This window comes from Streptomyces sp. NPDC001604, from assembly GCF_042893475.1.
In the GTDB taxonomy this organism is placed as follows: domain Bacteria; phylum Actinomycetota; class Actinomycetes; order Streptomycetales; family Streptomycetaceae; genus Streptomyces.
Genome location: NZ_JBIAUY010000001.1, coordinates 1,050,535 through 1,070,811, shown reverse-complemented (window position 1 = coordinate 1,070,811; position 20,277 = coordinate 1,050,535). Strand labels below are relative to the sequence as shown.

Genomic DNA, 20,277 nt, shown 5'->3' with positions numbered 1-20,277 from the left:
CTCGGTGTGGGCCGCGACGGGCTGGAGGGCATGCGAACTCCCCGGAGTGAGAACGGCGTTCAGAGGCTGTCGGTGACGGTCAGCGGGCCGCCGGGTTGCGGCACGGTCGCCTGCGGGGAGTGCGCGAGGGCCGCGGCCGTCGAGGGCACGGGGTGGCGCTCGGCGAGCGGGGTCACCGGCGGCAGGTCGGTTTCGCCCAGGACGACCCGGCGTACCACGCGCTCGGCGGCGCGTCCGTCGTCGTACGGGCAGAAGCGCTCGCGGAACGCGGTCCGCAGCTGGGTCGAGCGGGAGCCGCGCCAGTGGCCGGTGGCGAAGATGTCGATCAGCTCGTCCTCGCTGCGGGCGAGGGCGCCCGGCGGGAAGGCGCGCACGTCGAAGTAGGTGCCGCGGACCGCCTCGTACGCCGCCCGGTCCTCGTCGGCCGAGTGGAGCACGATCGGGCGGTCCAGGCCCGCGTAGTCGAACATCAGGGACGAGTAGTCGGTGAGCAGGACGTCCGAGGCCAGGCAGAGGGACTCGACGCCGGGGTGGCCGGTCACGTCGATGATCCGGGCGGCCTTCGGCACGGGGCCGTGGGTGCGGGCGAGGACGACGTAGCGGGGGCCCAGGCGGCGCAGGACGCGCTCCAGGTCCAGGGGGGAGCGCTGGGTGCGGCAGTGGTCACGGCGGGCGGGGGCGTACAGGATCGCGACGCTGTCCTCGGGGATGCCGAGGGACTCACGGAGGCGGGTGACGTCGTTCGAGGTGGCCTTCTGGAACACGTCGCTGCGCGGGGAGCCGTATTCGAGCGTGGTGTAGCCGCCCGGGTAGACCCGCTCCCAGGTGAGGGTGGAGTGGCGGTTCGCCGACAGGACGTAGTCCCATTTGTCGACGTCGTCGAGGAGCCCCTCGAAGTCCAGGTCGCGTGCCGCGGCCGGGCGTTCCTGGAGGTCGAGGCCCGCGTGCCCGAGCGGGGTGCCCTCCAGCGTCTGGACCAGGATCTGGTGGGGCCGCTTGACCAGGCGGGGCTCGAAGCCGGTGTCGCTGACCAGGTACTTGGAGCGGGCCAGGGCCGTCCAGTACGCGGCCGTGTCGGGCCGGGGGAGCCAGGTCGTGCGGATGTGCGGCGCGAAGGTGCGGAAGGCCTCCTCCAGGGCGCCCGGGTTGCAGCCCTGGTCGTGGCCGTCGTACGCGGTGAAGGCGGCGCGGTCGGCGCGCAGCGGCAGCCGGAGCTGGATGCGGTAGTGCAGGCGCAGCGCCGTCGCCCTCGCGGTGCGCAGGAGTTTGACGGAGAGCTTGACCGTCCTGCGGTGCAGGGCAGCGGCCAGCTGCAGTGAGCGGTAGGTGCGGTGCAGACCCCAGCGGATCAGGGTGTGGCGGAGGCGGGAGCCCAGCGGGACGGGCGGGCCGGGGGCGCGGTAACGGCGGTAGTGGGAGCGGGCCTTGCGCAGGAACTCGGCGCGGGAACCTCGGGGGAGGCGGTTGCGATGGGAGAACACCTTCGTCAGGTGGTTGATCATGCGGAGGAACAACAGCGGCCGCCAGTGGGCGAGTTGGGGGCGCGCGTCGAGGAACGCGAAGACACGGTCGTACTGTTCGAAGAGGTCGAAGTGCTTACGGCTGGTGGTGGAGAGGATGCTGCCCTGGCGGCGCTGCCGGTAGTGCACGCACACCCGGTCGAGGGTCGTGATGGACTCCGCGGCCATCAGCACCGGGAACGTCCACGGGGTGTCCTCGTAGTAGCCGGGCGGGAAGGTGAAGCCCTCGCGCTCGACGAACTCCCGCCGGTACGCCTTGTTCCAGGCCACCATCAGCAGCTTCAGCAGGCCCGGGCGGTCCTCCAGACGGAAGGGCGCCGGGCCCTGCTCGGTGAGCTGGTCGGCGGCGACGTTGCGGACGGTCTCGCCCGACCAGTAGGTGCGCGCGTAGTCGTAGACCACGACGTCCGGCTCGCCCGTCTCCTTGAGGCGGTCGGCGATGGCGCGCAGCGCGTGCGGGGTGAGGGTGTCGTCGCCGTCCAGGAAGACCAGGTAGTCGCCGCTCGCCCGCGCGAGACCCGCGTTGCGCGCGCGGCCCAGGCCCTGGTTCTCGGCCAGGTGCAGGGGCTGCACGCGCGGGTCGTGGGCCGCGAACTCGTCGATGATCGCGCCGCTCGCGTCCGGGGAGCAGTCGTCGACGGCGATCAGTTCGAGATCGGGATACGACTGCGACAGCACCGATTCCAGGCATTCGTGCAGATATGCCTGAACCTTGTACGCGGGGACGATGACACTGAACCTGGGCAAGGCACATCCATGGGGTCGGCGCGGACGACGGGGCCTTGCCCGGGAACGGCCGATGGAGTGACTTGGTTACGCCGGCTGCGGCATACGGGGGACCTCGGGTGAACGGAAGGGGGCGGGACCGTAACGTCCCACCCCCTGCGGCGCGTTGTCCCCCAGGACTATTTGACAGCGCCCGCCATGACACCCGAGACGAACTGCCGCTGGAACGCGAAGAACACCACCAGCGGGATCACCATCGAGATGAACGCGCCGGGGGCCAGGACGTCGATGTTGTTGCCGAACTGCCGTACCTGCTGCTGCAGGGCGACCGTCAGGGGCTGCGACTCGGCGTTCGAGAAGACCAGCGCCACCAGCATGTCGTTCCACACCCACAGGAACTGGAAGATGCCGAGCGACGCGATCGCCGGCGCGCCCAGCGGCATGACGACGGTGAGGAACAGCCGGGTCTCGCCCGCGCCGTCCAGCCGCGCCGCCTCCAGGAGTTCCCGCGGGATCTCCGCGAAGAAGTTCCTGAGCAGGAAGATCGCGAACGGCAGTCCGAAGCCGACGTGGAAGAGGACCACGCCGATGATGTCGCCGAAGATCCCGATCCTGCCGAAGAGGTCGGCGAGCGGGATCAGGGCCACCTGGACCGGCACGACCAGCAGCGCCACCACGACCAGGAACCACCAGTCGCGGCCCTTGAAGTCCATCCAGGCGAAGGCGTATCCGGCCATCGCGCCGAGCAGCACCACGAGAAGCGTGGCCGGCACCGTGATCCAGACCGTGTTGAACAGCGCGTGCGTGATCGCGTCCTTCTCCAGGAGCGACTGGTAGCTCTTGGCGGTCAGTTGGCTCGGCGCCGTGAACACCTTCCACCAGCCCGAGGTGGCGATGTCGGTCGGGTCGCGGAACGACGAGACCAGCAGGCCGAAGGTGGGCACCAGCCAGAACAGGGCGACCAGGATCAGGAAGATCCGCATCACCCCGCCCGCCGCGCCGCTCGCCACCCGCGTGGCGAAAGAGCGCTTGGCGCGCACGGTCGTGTCGAGGGCGGTCACCGCTGACGCTCCTTCCTCAGCCGGCGGATGTTCACGAACATCACCGGCAGCACGAGCAGCAGCAGGATGACGCCGATCGCGCTGCCGACACCCTCGTTGCCGCCGCCGCCGAAGGACGACAGGAACAGCTGCAGGGCAAGGACGTTGGCGTCGTCCTGACTGGGTTGCGGGGCGATGATGTAGACCAGGTCGAAGATCTTCATCACGTTGATCATCAGCGTGATGAGGACGACCACCAGGACCGGTGCGAGCAGCGGGACCGTGACCCTTCTGAAGACCTGCCACTCGTTGGCGCCGTCCACCCGGGCCGCCTCCAGCAGATTGCGGTCCACGCCCGCCAGGCCCGCCGCGATCAGCACCATCGCGAAGCCCGCCCACATCCACACGTACGCGCCGATGATGGCCGGGGTGACCAGCGTCGGACCGAGCCAGTCGATGCCGTTGTACGGAGCCGAGAAGTTCGAGGCGGGCAACCGCAGTCGGGCCCCGTCTGCCTCGGCCGGCAGGGAGAAGGTGCCGTCGGCGCCGCTCTTGGCGGAGGCGACCACCTTGCCGCCCTTCACGGCCTCCACCTTGACGCCCTTCAGCGCCTTCTCACCCGGGTCGACCCTGCCCTTCGTACCGCCGCCGCCCAGCTTGAAGTCCAGCCAGACGGTGCCGGTGACGCCCGAACCGCTCGCCGTCCTCGCGTTCTCCGGGGTGCCGGGCAGCCTGTTGGGCGCGATGCCGACCAGCGGGAGCAGGGCCGGGGTGCCCGCCTTCACGGTGCCGGTCGTCGTGAACGAGCCGCCGCCGGACGGCTTCAGATCGGTCGCCGTCCCGTTCGGCCGCGCACCCGGGTACACCGACGACGACACGAACGTGTCGTGGATGGACTTGGCGACCGCGTTGGCGGCACCGAGGTTGGGGTCCTGCTCGTAGACGAGCCGGAAGATGATCCCGGCGGCGAGCATCGAGATCGCCATCGGCATGAAGACGATCAGCTTGAACGCCGTTCCCCAGCGCACCCGTTCGGTCATCACGGCGAAGATCAGACCGAGCGCGGTGACGATCGCGGGCGCCACCGCCACCCAGATCGCGGTGTTGCGTACGGCGGTCAGAGTGGCGTCGTTGCTGAAGATGTCGCCGTAGTTCTTCAGCCCGACGAAACCGGAGCCGTCGGCGTCGTACAGACTGCGCCAGACGGAGTACCCGATCGGGTAGACCACGAGCGCCCCGAGAAGCACGAACGCGGGCAGCAGAAACAGCACCGCCACCCACAGCCGGGTCCCCGTGACGCTCTTGCGCGGCGAGACGGAGGGCGTCGGCAGTGCGCCGGCGCCCCCCGTCGAGTTCGCTACGGACGTCATGGCCGCGCCGTCAGCCCGCCGCGTATGCCTTGGCCGCGTCGGCCTCCAGCTTCTGCTGGGCGCCGGCGACGTCCTTCGGGTTCCTCAGGAAGTCCTGCAGGTCCTTCCACTCGCCGATGCCGGCCGTGCCACCGAAGGCGGCCGGGGCCTGGTCGGACATGTCGAAGCGGAAGTTGTCACCGGCCGCGAGGAGCTGCTTGGCGATCTGCGCGGTGATCGCGTCCTTGTACTTGGACTGGTCCATCTCCTTGTTCGGGGAGAGGATGCCGCCCTGCGCCGCCCAGATCTCCGCCGCGTCGGTGGAGGCCAGGAACGTCAGCAGTGCCTGGGCGCCCTTGTTGTCCTTCAGCGCCACGGCCACGTCGCCGCCGCTGACCACGGGGGCCTGGGAGCCGACCGCCGGGAACGGGAACACCTTCGCGTCCGTGCCCAGCTTCGCCTTGGTGTCGCCGTTGATGTTCGCGGCCACGAAGTCGCCCTCGAAGACCATCGCCGCCGGGGTGCTGCCGGAGAAGGTCTGGGTGACCGACTTCGGGAACTCCGTGTTCAGCGCGCCCTTGGTGCCGCCCGCGATCAGGTCGTTCTTGCCCCAGAGCTGGGCGAGCGTGGTGAGCGCGTCCTTGACGGACGGGTCCGTCCACTTGATCTTGTGCGCGGCCAGCTGGTCGTACTTCTCGGGGCCCGCCTGGGAGAGATAGACGTTCTCGAACCAGTCGGTGAGGGTCCAGCCGTCCGCGCCGCCGATCGACACGGCGGGCGAGCCGGCGTCGGAGAGCGTCTGCGCGGTGCTGAGGAAGTCCTTCCAGGTCTTCGGCGTCTGCGTGATGCCCGCCGCCTCGAAGGCCTTGGTGTTGTACCAGACCAGGGACTTGTTCGCGGCCTTGGCGTAGACGCCGTACTGCTTGCCCTTCCAGGCGCCGAGGTCGACCCAGCCCTTGCTGAAGTTCTTGTCCAACTGGGCCTTGGCGTCCGCGCCGAGCGGCTTGAGCCAGCCCTTGTCCGCGAACTGGTGCAACACGCCGACCTGCGGCAGGAACGCGACGTCCGGCGGCTGGCCGCCCTGGATCTTGGTACCGAGGAACGTGGAGGTGTTGTTGCCCGTCGGCACGAAGTTGACCTTCGCTCCGGTGCGCTTCTTGAACTCGTCCATGACCTTCATGAAGTTGTCCTGCTCGGCGCCGGTCCAGACGGCGGCCACTTCGAGGGTCTGGCCGTTCAGCTTGGGCAGCTTGACGGAGCCGGAGCTTCCCGAGCTGCTGCCGCCGCCGTCGCTGCTCTTGTTGTCATTGCCGCCGCACCCCGTGAGTGCCAGCGCGAGTGCCGCCGCCAAGAGGGCGGCTGCGGATTTGGCGGCCCTGCGTGTCCGGTTCTTGCTGCTCGTGCTGCGCATCACTGCCCCGTTCTCCGTTCTTCGTCGAACGTCGAGCGCTGTCCCGTGTGATCTGGTCTACGCCTGCGGGAATGGGTCGGCAAGTGTGCGTCCGCTGTCAACCGGGGGATCGTGACCGCCTCGTGACCAGGCGTCCGGCGGTGGTGTGGCCGTCGACTGGGGGCTGCCGCCCCCAGACCCCCTTTCGGCCTGAACGGCCTCGTCCTCAAACGCCGGACGGGCTGAATGGACCTACCGGCGCTAGAGAAGTGACGGGACTTCGGGCGCCGAGACCTCCCGTGCCGCTCGCTCCAGTGCGCTGGCCAGCAACGCCAGGTCCGTCGGGCCGTTGCCGAGTTCTCGTACGGGTCTGCGGGTCGGGGGGTCGCCCATGCGCTGCCAGTCCAGGGGGACGACCGTGGGGCGGAGCGTTGCCGTGCGGGGGATGCGGCCCGTGACGCGGCCGCCCTGGAAGGGGGTTGTCCGGCCGTCGGGGCGGGTCAGGCTGCCGCGGCCGGGTGCCGGGTCGTCAGGGCCGGTGCCCGGGGCGTCGAGGCTCACCCGGAGGGTGGCCTTCCGGGCCGGTTCCGTGTCCGCCGTACGGCCGCCGGGGGCGGTTGCGGCCACCAGGTGGACGCCGAGTCGCTCGCCCTCGCGGGCCACCGCCTCCAGCGCCCGCATGACGGAACCCGCGGCCGGGCGGCCCGGTGAGCCGAGTGCGGGGGAGACCAGGGCGTCCAGGTCGTCCACGACCACCACCAGCCGGGGGAGGGGCGGTGCGGCCTCCGTCTGGCGGCGCGCCGCCCCCGGACGCAGCCGAATGGTCGAGCTGGGCGGGGAGTCCAGATCGCCGGTCGCGGTCGTACCGGTCGCCCGCTGGGCCACCAGGCGGCCCGACAGCTCCCGGCCCGTGTGCCACTCGGCGAAGGTGGAGCGGCCCAGCAGCTCGGCCCGGCGCTTCAGCTCGGCGCTCAGGGACTGTGCGAACTCCCGCATCCGGACGGGGTCGTTGGCGTTGAGGTGGGTCGTGACGTGCGGGACATCCGTACAGACCCGCAGGCCGTCGCCGCTCCCGGAGGACGTACCCCCGGCGCTCACGCCGTCCCGGCCGTCCATCAGGACGATGCCGAGCCGGTCGGGGCGCTCGGCCGCGGCCAGCGAGGCGACCACGGCCCGCAGCAGCTCCGTACGACCGCTGCCCGCGGGCCCCTCGATCAGCAGGTGCGGGCCGTCGGCGGCGAGGTCCGCGCTGACCGGGCCGCGCGGACCGGCGCCGAGCACGGCCCAGGCCCGCCCGCCGAGCGACTCCGCGTCGTCCGCCGCATCCGCCCAGCGCGCCATCAGCGACGCCGGCGTGGCCCTCGCGAGCCCCAGCTCGTCCAGCAGCCGAGCCGCTTGGGGCAACGGCACCGACACGCGTGCGTGCCGCTCGGTCCCGGAACCGTCCGTCCTGAGCGGCGCCAGCGCCCGCGCGAACCGTTCGGCCCAGGCGGGCGAGACGGCGTCCACCGCGGCCACGGTGCCGGGGCCTATGGGGCCGGGGTGCGGATGGGCGGTGTCCGTGGTCACAGGCGCGGGCACGGGCCTGGGCATGGTGTGTGTGTCGGCCGGTGACGCCGCATCCGGGCGGACGGCCGGGTCCGCCGACGTCGGCGGGAGGTCCGCGGCCGCGCCTCCGGGGATCGCGGAACCGGTCCGCGCCACCCGCATCAGCCGCAGCGCCGTCGCCACGTCCCCGCTCAGCAGCGCGACCGCGCCGCAGTCCCGGAACGCCGGTGCCACCGCGCACGCCGCCTCGTACGTCTCCGTCACCGGCGACGCGGGCGAGGCCGACACCGTCTCGGCGAGGCAGACGACATGTATCCCGGCCCGCGGCCCGTCCAGGGCCAGCCGCGCCACCGCTTCCCGCACCGCGGCACCTCCGGGGTCGCCGTCCACGACGACCACGGTGTACGGCCCGGGGAAGCCGTCCGGTTCCTCCGCGCCGTCGTCCGTCCGGGCCCACGAGGGCCTGCGGGCCTGGGAACGGACGTCCGGGGTGCGGGGCGCCGGCCGTGTTCCTTGCCGTGCCTCCGTCTGCTGGTCCTCCAGGCGCCGCAGCAGCTCGTCGGTGCGGGCCGTGGCCTGTTCGCGGTCGTAGGCGAGGAGCAGGCGGCAGTCCTGGCCGTGGCCGGGGCGCAGATGGGGGAGCCAGCCGAGCCAGGACCATTCCGCGGTGCGCTCCTCCAGTGGGCGGGAGCGGTCCGCGGCGATCAGGACGATCTCCAGGGTTTCGGGCGAGTGCAGCGCGGCCAGCTGGGCCAGCACCGCACGCGCCAGCCCGGACAGCCGGGTGCGCGGGCCGGCCAGGCCCAGCGCACCGGCCTCGCGCAGATCCGCGGTCACCGGCACCGCGGGCAGCAGCCCGGAGCCGTCGGGCGCCGCCCGGTCCGCCGTGCCGAGCCGCACCGTGAGCGCCTCCGGGTGCCCCGGCCCGCGCTCCCACAGCCGGGGGCCGGGGCCGAGCGCCGTCAGCAGCAGCGCCGCCGGGTCGGGCCAGGTCTCCGGGAGCTGGGGGCCGGTGCGGGGTGCGGGCACCGCCGTCGGGTCCGGGCCGTCCTCCTCGTCGTACGCGTCATGCCCGGCCATGGCCTGCTCGCCGCGGCCGCCGGCCAGCCGTCGTGCCCATGCGGAGAGCCCCCCGCGCCTGCGCAGGCCCGGTGGTACGTCGGTCCCGCGGAGCGGGGTTCCCTTGCGGCGGCCGGTCTCGGGGGCGTCCGTGCCCTCCGGCGGGTCCCATACGACCGCGCCGAAGTGGCCTGCGTGAGTGTCGCCACCCGCTGCGGATGGTCCCGCGGCCCTCATCTCCATCCGCGGTGCACCGCCCTGCTCGGGTACCAGCGGGGATTCGCCGGAGACGTGTCCCTGGGCGGAGGGCAGGCCGCGGGAGGGGGTGGCAGAGGGGTCGCCGCCGTCGGCCACGCGTGCGTGAAGCGTCGCTTCGGGCGCCGGGGCGCCACTCACCGGGGCCGCCGGTGTCCCGTCGGCGGTCGCCGGCTCGCCATCGGAGACCACCCGGACGTGCCCTTCCCCGTCCGGGGCGGTCGGCACCCGCGCGCCCGGTCCCCCGGCCGGAGTAACCCGCAGCGCCGATTCGCCGATCCGGAGCAGGGCGCCCGGGACGAAGCGCACCGGCCGGTTGCTCAGGCGGGTGCCGTCCAGGGTCGTGCCGTTCGTGGAGTCGAGGTCGGCGACCGAGACCTGGCCGTCCGCGGCGACCGTGACCGCGCAGTGGAGGCGGGAGACGTCCGGGTCGTCGAGCGGGACGTCGGCGTCGGCGGAGCGGCCGATGCGGATCTCGCCGCCGTGCAGGAGATGCACGCCGCCCGCGTCCGGACCTGCGACGACATGCAGCTGGGTCGGGGCGTCGTCCAGCTCGGGGTGCGGCTCCGGCTCGGCCGGGGCGCCCAGGGAGAGCACCGCGCCGTCGATCAACGGGGGCTCGCCGAGCGTGCTGCGGCGGTCGTCCAGGCGCTCCGCGCCCGCGTACAGCACCACCGCGCCGCCCGAGGCCGAGGCGCTCGCGTCGCCGGCGACCGCAGAGGCCAGCGCCGACGCCACCGCGGCCAGGGCCGTACCCGCGGGCGCCGTGACCAGTACGTCACAGCCCGCCGTGCGGCCCCGCGCGCGGTCGTGCGGGCCCAGGGGGTCTACGACGGTCAGCCGGATCTGCATCGCCGTCAGCGGTCCCTTCTGCGCGGGTCTGCGCGGGCGCGGACTACCCCCACCCCACACGAGCACATCGGCCAGTACTGGTACTCAAGGCATCCTCGCATCTGCCACTGACAACGCGCCCGCCGCTCGGGGGCAAGTGATCTTGATTGGTCGGCTCTGCCCGCAAAAGTGCCTGACAGGTGACCTACCGGCGATCGCTTGAGATCGGTCACGTCTGCTTCGGGCAACCGGCGGACCAAGTCGAGCGTCTTTCCTTCGAACATGCACGGGGAGGCGTACGTAAGACGCTGGGACGGCGACAGGTCGGTGCCGCGCACAGCGGCACTACAGTGGGTCGGAACGGTAAGCAAGCAGCAGGGAGCACATGACGTGCGGCCGGTAGGCAGCAAGTACCTGCTCGAGGAGCCGCTCGGTCGCGGCGCCACGGGCACCGTCTGGCGGGCCCGCCAGCGAGAGACCGCGGGGGCCGAGGCCGCCGTGCCCGGTCAGCCCGGCGAGACCGTCGCGATCAAGGTCCTGAAGGAAGAGCTCGCCAGCGACGCGGACATCGTGATGCGCTTCCTCAGGGAGCGTTCCGTGCTGCTGCGTCTGACCCACCCGAACATCGTCCGGGTCCGCGACCTGGTCGTGGAGGGTGATCTGCTGGCGCTGGTCATGGACCTCGTCGAGGGCCCCGACCTGCACCGCTACCTGCGCGAGAACGGCCCCTTCAGCCCGGTGGCCGCATCCCTCCTCACCGCCCAGATCGCCGACGCGCTCGCCGCCAGCCACGCCGACGGCGTCGTACATCGCGATCTGAAGCCCGCCAACGTCCTGCTCAAGCAGGACAGCGGCCAGATGCACCCGATGCTCACCGACTTCGGCATCGCCCGCCTGGCCGACTCCCCGGGCCTGACCCGCACCCACGAGTTCGTCGGCACGCCCGCGTACGTCGCACCGGAGTCCGCCGAGGGCCGGCCGCAGACCTCCGCCGTCGACATCTACGGCGCCGGCATCCTGATGTACGAGCTGGTCACCGGCCGTCCCCCGTTCGGCGGCGGCTCGGCCCTCGAAGTACTGCACCAGCACCTGAGCGCCGAGCCGCGCCGCCCGTCCACGATTCCGGACCCGCTCTGGACGGTCATAGAGCGCTGCCTGCGCAAGAACCCGGACGAAAGGCCCAGCGCCGAGAACCTGGCGCGCGCCCTGCGCGTCGTCGCCGAGGGCGTCGGTGTGCACGCGAACGCCGCGCAGATCGCCGCCGCGGAGGCCGTCGGCACCCTGCTGGCCCCCGACCCCATGCCGGCCGCCGTTCCCGGCTCGGCCGACCCCACGCAGGTCCTGCAGCACGGAGCGGGCTCGTACGACCCGAACGCGGCGACCAGCTTCCTGCCCCACACCGGCGGCGCACCGGGCGCGGCCGACCCCACCGCCGTGCTCCCGAACACGGGGGCCGCGGACCCGACCGCCGTCATGCCGCCGATGCCCCAGGGACAGCCCGGGCAGCAGCCCGAGCAGCCGCATCCCTGGCAGAACCAGCTGCGCGCCGCCCGCGACCGCAACGAGCAGACACAGGTCCAGTACCTCGACCCCGACGAGGACCCGCTGCGCCGCCGCCCCCAGCGGCAGGCCGCCCGCCCGCAGCAGCAGCGCCCCCGGCAGCAGCGACCGCAGCAGGCGTACGGTTATCCGCAGCAGCAACAGCCGCAGCAGTACGCCCCGCCGCAGCACCAGCAGCCCCAGCGGTACGCACCTCCGCAGCAGCCGCAGCAGCCCGCGCGTGAGCCTCGCCGGTCGCGAGAGCCCAGCCCCAACCGCATGAAGATCCCCGGGCTCGGCTGTCTGAAGGGCTGCCTGTTCACGATCGTCATCCTGTTCGTCGCGGGCTGGCTGGTCTGGGAGCTGAGCCCGCTCCAGGAGTGGATCGGCACGACCAAGAGCTACTGGCAGCAGCTGTCCGACATGTTCAGCACCGTGAGCGGCTGGATCGGGAAACTGGGCGACCTCGTCGGCAGCAAAGGCGGCAAGTGAGCAGCGAGCTTGGTGATTTGTCGACACCTGGCGGGTGATTTCCGTCTCTGCGGTGAAGGTTGGCTCCTCGGACGCGTAGTTTTGTCGGCTGGGGGTCTGGGGGTTATCCCCCAGGAAGGCGCAGCAGCGACACAACGCGTCCCGTAGGAGCAGTCTTGGCACGGAAGATCGGCAGCCGGTACACCGCGAACCAGATCCTGGGGCGGGGCAGCGCCGGCACGGTGTGGCTGGGCGAGGGGCCCGAGGGACCCGTCGCCATCAAGCTGCTGCGCGAGGATCTCGCGTCCGACCAGGAACTCGTCGGCCGTTTCGTGCAGGAGCGCACGGCGCTGCTCGGCCTCGACCACCCGAACGTCGTCTCCGTACGCGACCTGGTGGTGGACGGCAACGACCTCGCGCTGGTCATGGACCTGGTCCGCGGCACCGACCTGCGCACCCGTCTCGACCGCGAACGCCGGCTCGCGCCCGCGGCGGCGGTGGCGATCGTGGCCGACGTCGCGGACGGCCTGGCTGCCGCGCACGCGGCGGGCGTCGTGCACCGCGACGTCAAGCCGGAGAACGTCCTGCTCGACATGCAGGGCCCGCTGGGCCCCGGCGGCTCCCATCCCGCCCTGCTGACCGACTTCGGCGTCGCGAAGCTGATCGACTCCCCGCGCCGCACCCGCGCGACGAAGATCATCGGCACCCCGGACTACCTGGCCCCGGAGATCGTGGAGGGCCTGCCCCCACGCGCGGCGGTCGACATCTACGCCCTCGCGACCGTCCTCTACGAGCTGCTGGCGGGCTTCACCCCGTTCGGCGGCGGCCACCCCGGCGCCGTGCTGCGCCGTCACGTCACGGAGACGGTGGTCCCGCTCCCGGGGATCCCGGACGAGCTCTGGCAGCTCCTCGTGCAGTGCCTGGCCAAGGCACCGGCCTCCCGGCTGCGCGCCTCGGAGCTGGGCGCCCGGCTGCGGGAACTGCTGCCGCTGGTCGCGGGCATGCCGCCACTGGACGTGGACGAACCGGACACGGAGCCGACGGAGGAGCCGGAGCCGGCGGCCGGGGAGACCGCGGCCCCGGCCCGCGAACGGGTACGGCGCGGCGCGGTCCCCCTGGTACCGGGCGCCAAGCCGGCCGACTCCAACCGGGACACCCATACGTCGATGAGGGTCCCGGCCCCGGACGAGCTGGCCGGCGGCGCCCGCGGCACGGCCCGGGTACCGCGGCCGACGGGCGCACCGCGGCCGGGTTCCGCCCGGCACCGCGCCGTGACGCGCCGTCGCCGGATGGTGCTGGGGACGGCCGCGGCGCTGCTGGTGGCGGCGGCCGGGGTGGGAACGTGGCTGGCGACCTCGGGGGACGACGCGGGGGCGACACCACAGGACTCGAACCACTCGGCACCGGCTTCACCCTGAGTTCTGTGCTGCCGGTCGGCGATCTCAGCCCGTCCGGCGTTTGAGGACGAGGCCCCTCAAGGGCCGAAGCGGGGGTCTGGAGGCGGCGGCCCCCAGCAGACGGCGCCGACACCCACGGCCAAAGCCCAGCGCAGCGGCCCGGCGCTGCTCGCTTGGCGGAGCCGTTACGCTGGAGGCGTGGCAGTCGTCGATGTATCCGAAGAGCTCAAGTCCCTCTCCTCGACCATGGAGTCGATCGAGGCCGTTCTGGACCTCGACAAGCTGAGGGCAGACATCGCCGTGCTCGAGGAGCAGGCGGCCGCGCCGTCCCTGTGGGACAACCCGGACGAGGCGCAGAAGATCACCAGCAAGCTGAGCCACCTGCAGGCCGAGGTCAGGAAGGCCGAGGCGCTGCGCGGGCGGATCGACGATCTCGCCGTGCTCTTCGAGATGGCCGAGGAGGAGGACGACCCGGACACCCGTGCCGAGGCCGAGTCCGAGCTCGCCGCCGTCCGGAAGGCGCTGGACGAGATGGAGGTCCGCACGCTTCTGAGCGGTGAGTACGACTCCCGTGAGGCGCTCGTCAACATCCGCGCCGAGGCCGGTGGCGTGGACGCCGCCGACTTCGCGGAGAAGCTGCAGCGGATGTATCTGCGCTGGGCGGAGCAGAAGGGCTACAAGACCGAGCTCATCGAGACCTCGTACGCGGAAGAGGCCGGCATCAAGTCGACCACCTTCGCCGTGCAGGTGCCGTACGCCTACGGCACGCTCTCGGTCGAGCAGGGCACCCACCGGCTGGTGCGCATCTCGCCGTTCGACAACCAGGGGCGGCGGCAGACCTCCTTCGCGGGCGTCGAGGTGCTTCCCGTGGTCGAGCAGACCGACCACATCGAGATCGACGAGTCCGAGCTGCGCGTGGACGTGTACCGCTCCTCGGGCCCCGGCGGCCAGGGCGTCAACACCACCGACTCCGCGGTGCGCCTCACCCACATCCCCACCGGCATCGTCGTCTCCTGCCAGAACGAGCGGTCGCAGATCCAGAACAAGGCCACCGCGATGAACGTCCTGCAGGCCAAGCTCCTCGAGCGCCGCCGCCAGGAGGAGCAGGCCAAGATGGACGCCCTGAAGGGCGACGGCGGCAACTCCTGGGGCAACCAGATGCGTTCGTACGTCCTGCACCCGTACCAGATGGTCAAGGACCTGCGCACCGACTTCGAAGTCGGAAACCCCGAAGCCGTGTTCAACGGTGAGATCGACGGGTTTCTCGAGGCCGGAATTCGCTGGCGCAAGCAGCAGGAGAAGTAGCCGAGCGAAGTAACTTTGTCGACTTGCCAACTGCCGCCCCATGGGCGGCAGTTGCTGTTTGTCTGGGTTTTACATCACACTCACAGGTTCCAACTCGCTGTAAACGGCCCGCAAGTGGACATTGCGCACGCAACGCCCTTGACGTTGCTTTGAAAAATGGGAAGGGTAAAGCGCGGCATGCGTATCTCTGGGGCGCATGTGAACCGGGGGAATGTGCAGCGTAGTTACCTCCGTCGATCACGGCCCCCGAGCGCCGCCTCAATGACGATGAGCTACTGGGGGTAGCAACCTTATGACGAAGAAGACGCGGCTCCGCGTCGCGCGGGTAGCCGCTGGCGCAGTGATCGCTGCCGGTGCCTCGCTGACCGCCGCCGGTGCCGCTTCCGCGGTGGGTATCGACGTGAACGTGGCCGGTGTCGGCGTGGGTGTGAACACCGGCGGCGACGACACCGGGGGTACGGGCGGCGGCCCGTGCGACGTCGTGGTCGACCCGACCTGCGACCCCGGCGGCACCACGGGTGGCAGCACGACCGGCGGTGACACCACGGGCGGTGCGACGACCGGCGGTGACACCACGGGCGGCGCGACGACCGGCGGTGACACCACGGGTGGCGCGACGACCGGCGGTGACACCACGGGTGGCGTGATCGGTGGCGTGATCGGTGGCGGCACCACGGGCGGTGACACGACCGGCGGTGCGACGACTGGCGGTGACACCACGGGCGGTGCGACGACCGGCGGTGAGACCACGGGCGGTGCGACGACCGGCGGTGCCACGACGGGCGGCGCGACGACCGGCGGTGAGACCACGGGCGGCGGCAACGGCAACTCGGGTGGCAACGGGAACGGCAACGGCAACGGCAACGGGCACAACGGTGGTGGCAACTCCAACACCAACCCCGATGGCAACGCCGGCACCTCCACCCAGGACCAGGGCTCCTCGGTCCTCACGGACACCGGCTCGAACACCGAGACCCAGACCAAGGGCAACGGTCAGCAGCTCGCCGAGACCGGTGCCGGCCAGACGACCTTCCTGATCATCGGTGCCGCCACCATGATCGCCGGTGGCGTCGGCTTCCGCATTCTGCCGCGCCTCGTGGGCGGCCGTGGCGGTGCGGCTGCCTGACGGTAGCCGTGCGCACACGCCATGTGTGCGACGACGTACGACGAGGGGCCCGGAGCGTGCATCGCTCCGGGCCCCTCGGGCGTCTCGGTGTCCCTGTGACGCGCTCTACGCGGTCTGGTGCGCCAGTAGCGCGACCGCGGCGATCAGCACTGCCAGCAGTGCGATCAGGGCCATGGGGTTGAGCCCCGCGAAGAAGTTCTCCTGCTGCAGCCGCTCGCGGTTCGCACGGCACACGGGGCACCGGCCCTCGCTCACGGGCGCCGCGCAGTTTGCGCACACCAGCCGGTCGTACGTCATGCGCTCGCCCTCCTTGCGAATACGTTCCACTGGGAGAACGGTTTGTGGTTGCCGAACGTTCCCCTCTCTACTGTGCCAGGTTCCTCCGGAGGTCGCGCGGTTCGCTCCCAGAGGGGTGCGTGGGCTTCGTCTCGCGGCTGCGGGCCGGTGGGGGCTTGTCGCGCAGTTCCCCGCGCCCCTCGGGCGGCTGCGCCTAGGCCGCCGGAGAGGTGCTCGGTGGCACAAATCGGCACAAGCCTCACCCAACCCCAACCGCTGCCTGCGCTTGTGCACCCGACTCGCGTATGGTCACGCTCATCTACCCCCGGCGACCCGTGGTGCATCCGTGATCCGATTCGACAACGTCTCCAAGGTCTACCCCAAGCAGACCCGTCCTGCACTCAGGGATGTGTCCCTGGAAGTGGAGAAGGGCGAGTTCGTGTTCCTCGTGGGGTCCTCGGGCTCCGGAAAGTCCACCTTTCTGCGGCTGATCCTCCGCGAGGAGCGGTGCAGTCACGGTCAGGTGCACGTTCTGGGCAAGGACCTCGCGCGCCTGTCCAACTGGAAGGTGCCGCAGATGCGCCGCCAGTTGGGGACGGTGTTCCAGGACTTCCGGCTGCTGCCGAACAAGACGGTGGCGGAGAACGTCGCCTTCGCGCAGGAGGTCATCGGCAAGTCGAAGGGCGAGATCCGCAAGTCCGTGCCCCAGGTGCTCGACCTGGTCGGCCTGGGCGGTAAAGAGGATCGGATGCCCGGTGAGTTGTCCGGTGGTGAACAGCAGCGCGTGGCCATCGCGCGCGCCTTCGTCAACCGGCCCAAACTGCTCATCGCGGACGAGCCGACCGGCAACCTCGACCCGCAGACCTCCGTCGGCATCATGAAGCTGCTCGACCGGATCAACCGGACGGGCACCACCGTGGTGATGGCTACGCACGACCAGAACATCGTGGACCAGATGCGCAAGCGCGTCATCGAGCTGGAGAAGGGCCGCCTCGTCCGCGACCAGGCACGCGGCGTCTACGGCTACCAGCACTGACCGCCACGTCCACGGAAAGGCTCAACCAGTCGCCATGCGCGCACAGTTCGTACTCTCCGAGATCGGTGTCGGTCTCCGCCGCAACATGACCATGACCTTCGCGGTCATCGTCTCCGTCGCCCTGTCCCTGGCCCTGTTCGGCGGGTCGCTCCTGATGAGCGACCAGGTCAGCACGATGAAGGGCTACTGGTACGACAAGGTCAACGTCTCGATCTTCCTCTGCAACAAGAGCGACGCCGAGTCCGACCCGAACTGCGCCAAGGGCGCGGTCACCGACGACCAGAAGAAGCAGATCCTCTCCGACCTGGAGAAGATGACCACGGTCGTCCAGAAGGTCACCTACGAGTCCCAGGACGCGGCGTACAAGCACTACAAGGAGCAGTTCGGCGACTCCCCGCTGGCCAGTTCCCTCACGCCGGACCAGATGCAGGAGTCGTACCGGATCAAGCTGAAGGACCCGGAGAAGTACCAGGTCATCGCGACCGCCTTCGACGGGCGCGACGGTGTGCAGTCCGTGCAGGACCAAAAGGGCATTCTGGACAATCTGTTCGGGCTGCTCAACGGCATGAACTGGGCCGCGCGGGCCGTGATGGCGCTGATGCTCGTGGTCGCGCTGATGCTGATCGTCAACACCGTGCGGGTGTCCGCGTTCAGCCGGCGGCGCGAGACCGGGATCATGCGCCTGGTCGGTGCCTCGGGCTTCTACATCCAGGCGCCGTTCATCATGGAGGCGGCGGTCGCCGGGCTCATCGGCGGGACGGTCGCCTGCGGGTTCCTGGTGGTGGCGCGGTACTTCATCATCGACCACGGTCTGGCCCTGTCCCAGAAGCTGAATCTGATCAACTTCATCGGCTGGGACGCGGTGTTGACCAAGCTGCCGCTCATCCTCGCCACGAGTCTGCTGATGCCTGCGCTTGCCGCGTTCTTCGCGCTGCGCAAGTACCTGAAGGTGTGACGCATGCCAAGAGGGCCGTACGGTCAACCGGCCGTACGGCCCTTCGCGTTGTCCTAGACTCACCGGCATGTCAGGTCGTGACCTGTTCTGCCAGCCCCGCCGCATTCGCCGCGGGGCCGTCCTGACATTGGTCTTCGCGAGCGTGCTCGTCGCGGGTGCGGCGACCGGCTCCTTCTCCGAGAGCGACCGGAAATCCCCGTCCGGCGCGGTCCGTTCGAGCGTGCCGGCCGGTCATCACGAGGACGTGGCGAAGGCGGCCGAGGAAGCCCTGGCCGACGGCAAGTCCCCGATGGAGGCCGCCGAGCGCGCGGTCAGCCGCAGCGGCGACCGCTGGGGCGCCGTCTACTCCGAGGACGAGTACCAGGAGTTCGAGGAGGCCCTCGACGGCCAGTACACCGGCGTCGGCCTGTGGGCCCGGCGTGAGCGGGACGGCCGTATCGAGGTGACCAGGGTGGCCGCCGACTCGCCCGCGGCCGCCGCCGGGATCCGCAGGGGCGACCGGCTGCGCAGCATCGACGGCGAGAAGGTGGACGGGCAGCCCGTCACCGAGGTCGTGTCGTTACTGCGCGGCGACGCCACCGACGCGGCCGCCGGTACGGCGGTGCGGCTGGGCCTGCAGCGCGGCACACGCGCGTGGACCGAGACCTTGCGCCGCGCGCATCTGTCCACCGACTCGGTCACCGTCCGAAAGCTTGCCGACGGGGTCACCGTGATCAGGATCGCCGCGTTCACCAAGGGCTCCGGCGACGTCGTCCGCACCGCGGTACGACGGGCCCCCGCAGGCGCCGGATTCATCCTCGACCTGCGCGGCAACTCCGGCGGCCTGGTCACCGAGGCCGTCACCGCCGCCTCCGCCTTCCTCGACGGCGGCCTCGTCGCCACGTACGACGTCAACGGCGAGCAGCAGGCCCTGCATGCCGCACCCGGCGGCGACACCACCAGACCCCTGGTCGCGCTCGTCGACGGCGGCACGATGAGCGCGGCCGAGCTGCTCACCGGCGCCCTCCAGGACCGCGGCCGTGCGGTCGTCGTGGGCTCGCGCACCTTCGGCAAGGGCTCGGTCCAGATGCCGAGGCAGCTCCCCGGCGGCTCCGTCGCCGAACTGACCGTCGGGCACTACCGCACCCCCTCCGGCCGCAGCGTCGACGGCCGGGGCATCACGCCGGACCTGGACGTCACTGCGCCCGGCCAGGCGGCCGTGGAGCGGGCCGAGACCGTGCTCGACGGACTGGGCGACGCCGACTAGACGCCGGTAGGACGCCGGACGGATGCCGGTTAAAGGACTGGCCCGGACACCCCTGCGTAGTGCGAAAATGGACGGCACTATGAGCAAGGGAATGTACGTACCGAAGGAGTCCCAGCCCAAGCAGGGCGGGGCGGCCGCGAAGGCCAGGGACGGCGAGAAGGGCGGCAAGCGCAAGATCGTCGCCCAGAACAAGAAGGCCCGGCACGACTACGCGATCGTCGACACCTACGAGGCCGGCCTCGTGCTGACCGGCACCGAGGTCAAGTCGCTGCGCGAAGGTCGCACCTCGCTGACCGACGGCTTCGTCCAGATCGACCGGGGTGAGGCGTGGCTGCACAACGCCCACATCCCGGAGTACCACCAGGGCAGCTGGACCAACCACTCCGCGCGCCGCAAGCGCAAGCTGCTGCTGCACCGTGAGGAGATCGACAAGCTGGAGTCCAAGGCGCAGGAGACGGGTCACACGATCGTGCCCCTCGCGCTGTACTTCAAGGACGGCCGGGCGAAGGCCGAGATCGCCCTCGCGCGAGGCAAGAAGGAGTACGACAAGCGCCAGACCCTGCGGGAGAAGCAGGACCGGCGGGAGTCGGACCGGGCGATCGCGGCGGCGAAGCGCAGGCAGCGCGGCGTGTAGCCGGTAGGTCGCGGGGAATACGGTGGCATCCGACCTCGTTGGTTCTGTACGATGGCATCAACACCGGTTGAACCCGGTGTGAGCATTGAAAACACAACATGGGGATGATCGGTTTCGACAGCGGCTGTCGAAGCAGGGGAAGCGTGTCGAGGAAGCGGCAATGATCTCGTAAACCATATGTCGCAAAAAATAATCGCCAATTCCAAGAGCGATTCTCCCGAGCTTTTCGCTCTCGCTGCCTGATCAGGTAGTGATCGAATAGCTCCTTAATGGGAGTGTCAGCCCGGGGCTGTTCCCGACCCGGATCCTGGCATCAGCTAGGGGACTAAACCTTGATCCCGGTCACGGGGTGAAGAGGGAAATCAAACAGTGACTGGGCCCGTCGGCGACTTGTTCGCGTGATCGCCGGGGCCGAGAAAATCACAGCGAACTGCACACGGAGAAGCCCTGATTCCGCACCGTTGGACGCGGGTTCGATTCCCGCCATCTCCACTCATCCCATGTGGGCAAGGCCCCGTCGCTTCCCAGCGGCGGGGCCTTTGTCGTGTACACCTTCACAGATCCCACACATGTG

Annotated in this window: 14 protein-coding genes and 1 other RNA gene; 9 read left to right on the top strand and 6 right to left on the bottom strand. The window is 70.7% G+C overall.

Features of this window, described 5'->3' with window-relative positions:
* Positions 1–59: 59 nt before the first annotated feature.
* The 5 genes from ACFY1E_RS04915 to ACFY1E_RS04895 form a co-directional block, all read right to left on the bottom strand.
* Positions 60–2,267, bottom strand: coding sequence for a CDP-glycerol glycerophosphotransferase family protein (locus ACFY1E_RS04915; RefSeq protein ID WP_389071432.1), 2,208 nt, complete (start codon positions 2,265–2,267; stop codon positions 60–62).
* A gap of 158 nt (positions 2,268–2,425) precedes the next feature.
* A complete protein-coding gene (locus ACFY1E_RS04910; protein WP_389071429.1) occupies positions 2,426–3,307 on the bottom strand; it encodes a carbohydrate ABC transporter permease in 882 nt (293 codons plus the stop codon).
* On the bottom strand, positions 3,304–4,656 hold the full coding sequence (locus ACFY1E_RS04905; protein ID WP_389071427.1) for a carbohydrate ABC transporter permease: 1,353 nt from the start codon (positions 4,654–4,656) through the stop codon (positions 3,304–3,306). Before ACFY1E_RS04905 ends, ACFY1E_RS04910 begins: the two co-directional genes overlap by 4 nt.
* A 10-nt stretch (positions 4,657–4,666) precedes the next feature.
* Entirely contained in the window at positions 4,667–6,046 is a 1,380-nt protein-coding gene (locus ACFY1E_RS04900; RefSeq protein WP_389071424.1) for an ABC transporter substrate-binding protein, read from the bottom strand.
* A 240-nt stretch (positions 6,047–6,286) separates the two neighbouring features.
* Positions 6,287–9,739: an FHA domain-containing protein gene (locus tag ACFY1E_RS04895; protein ID WP_389071422.1), complete on the bottom strand. Its 3,453-nt coding sequence runs from the start codon at positions 9,737–9,739 to the stop codon at positions 6,287–6,289.
* A 369-nt stretch (positions 9,740–10,108) separates the two neighbouring features.
* Between ACFY1E_RS04895 and ACFY1E_RS04890 the strand changes: the two genes are divergently transcribed.
* The 4 genes from ACFY1E_RS04890 to ACFY1E_RS04875 all read left to right on the top strand — a co-directional run bounded on the left by ACFY1E_RS04890 (position 10,109) and on the right by ACFY1E_RS04875 (position 15,556).
* Positions 10,109–11,749 (top strand): serine/threonine-protein kinase, encoded by a 1,641-nt coding sequence (locus ACFY1E_RS04890; protein ID WP_389071420.1) that lies wholly within the window; start codon positions 10,109–10,111, stop codon positions 11,747–11,749.
* 155 nt (positions 11,750–11,904) lie between these two features.
* Complete coding sequence (locus ACFY1E_RS04885) at positions 11,905–13,146, top strand: serine/threonine-protein kinase (protein ID WP_389071418.1); 1,242 nt, start codon at positions 11,905–11,907, stop codon at positions 13,144–13,146.
* Positions 13,147–13,323: 177 nt separating this feature from the next.
* Positions 13,324–14,430: a peptide chain release factor 2 gene (prfB, locus tag ACFY1E_RS04880; protein WP_389071415.1), complete on the top strand. Its 1,107-nt coding sequence runs from the start codon at positions 13,324–13,326 to the stop codon at positions 14,428–14,430.
* Between the two features lie 292 nt (positions 14,431–14,722).
* A complete protein-coding gene (locus ACFY1E_RS04875; RefSeq protein ID WP_389071413.1) occupies positions 14,723–15,556 on the top strand; it encodes a hypothetical protein in 834 nt (277 codons plus the stop codon).
* A 105-nt stretch (positions 15,557–15,661) separates the two neighbouring features.
* Here ACFY1E_RS04875 and ACFY1E_RS04870 read toward each other — a convergent pair whose 3' ends face one another.
* Complete coding sequence (locus ACFY1E_RS04870; protein ID WP_016438128.1) at positions 15,662–15,853, bottom strand: hypothetical protein; 192 nt, start codon at positions 15,851–15,853, stop codon at positions 15,662–15,664.
* A gap of 325 nt (positions 15,854–16,178) precedes the next feature.
* On the opposite strand from ACFY1E_RS04870, the gene ftsE reads away from it, so the two are divergent.
* From ftsE to ssrA, 5 genes are all read left to right on the top strand, one after another.
* On the top strand, positions 16,179–16,868 hold the full coding sequence (gene ftsE / locus ACFY1E_RS04865) for a cell division ATP-binding protein FtsE (protein WP_030943440.1): 690 nt from the start codon (positions 16,179–16,181) through the stop codon (positions 16,866–16,868).
* A 34-nt stretch (positions 16,869–16,902) separates the two neighbouring features.
* The gene (gene ftsX, locus ACFY1E_RS04860; protein ID WP_389071410.1) at positions 16,903–17,823 is read left to right on the top strand and encodes a permease-like cell division protein FtsX; all 921 of its coding nucleotides are present in this window, start codon (positions 16,903–16,905) and stop codon (positions 17,821–17,823) included.
* A 67-nt stretch (positions 17,824–17,890) separates the two neighbouring features.
* On the top strand, positions 17,891–19,069 hold the full coding sequence (locus ACFY1E_RS04855; protein ID WP_389071408.1) for a S41 family peptidase: 1,179 nt from the start codon (positions 17,891–17,893) through the stop codon (positions 19,067–19,069).
* 91 nt (positions 19,070–19,160) lie between these two features.
* On the top strand, positions 19,161–19,703 hold the full coding sequence (smpB, locus tag ACFY1E_RS04850) for an SsrA-binding protein SmpB (RefSeq protein WP_344402999.1): 543 nt from the start codon (positions 19,161–19,163) through the stop codon (positions 19,701–19,703).
* 100 nt (positions 19,704–19,803) lie between these two features.
* Positions 19,804–20,198, top strand: a transfer-messenger RNA (tmRNA) gene (ssrA, locus tag ACFY1E_RS04845).
* Positions 20,199–20,277 lie beyond the last annotated feature (79 nt).

What these genes read in the sequence shown, in the direction of transcription:
- ACFY1E_RS04905 (WP_389071427.1), bottom strand. Translation starts at nt 4,656, where the DNA reads ATGACGTCCGTAGCGAACTCGACGGGGGGCGCCGGCGCACTGCCGACG.
- ACFY1E_RS04855 (WP_389071408.1), top strand. Translation starts at nt 17,891, where the DNA reads ATGTCAGGTCGTGACCTGTTCTGCCAGCCCCGCCGCATTCGCCGCGGG.
- ftsX (WP_389071410.1), top strand. Translation starts at nt 16,903, where the DNA reads ATGCGCGCACAGTTCGTACTCTCCGAGATCGGTGTCGGTCTCCGCCGC.
- smpB (WP_344402999.1), top strand. Translation starts at nt 19,161, where the DNA reads ATGTACGTACCGAAGGAGTCCCAGCCCAAGCAGGGCGGGGCGGCCGCG.
- ACFY1E_RS04875 (WP_389071413.1), top strand. Translation starts at nt 14,723, where the DNA reads ATGACGAAGAAGACGCGGCTCCGCGTCGCGCGGGTAGCCGCTGGCGCA.
- ACFY1E_RS04870 (WP_016438128.1), bottom strand. Translation starts at nt 15,853, where the DNA reads ATGACGTACGACCGGCTGGTGTGCGCAAACTGCGCGGCGCCCGTGAGC.
- ACFY1E_RS04900 (WP_389071424.1), bottom strand. Translation starts at nt 6,046, where the DNA reads ATGCGCAGCACGAGCAGCAAGAACCGGACACGCAGGGCCGCCAAATCC.
- ACFY1E_RS04895 (WP_389071422.1), bottom strand. Translation starts at nt 9,739, where the DNA reads ATGCAGATCCGGCTGACCGTCGTAGACCCCCTGGGCCCGCACGACCGC.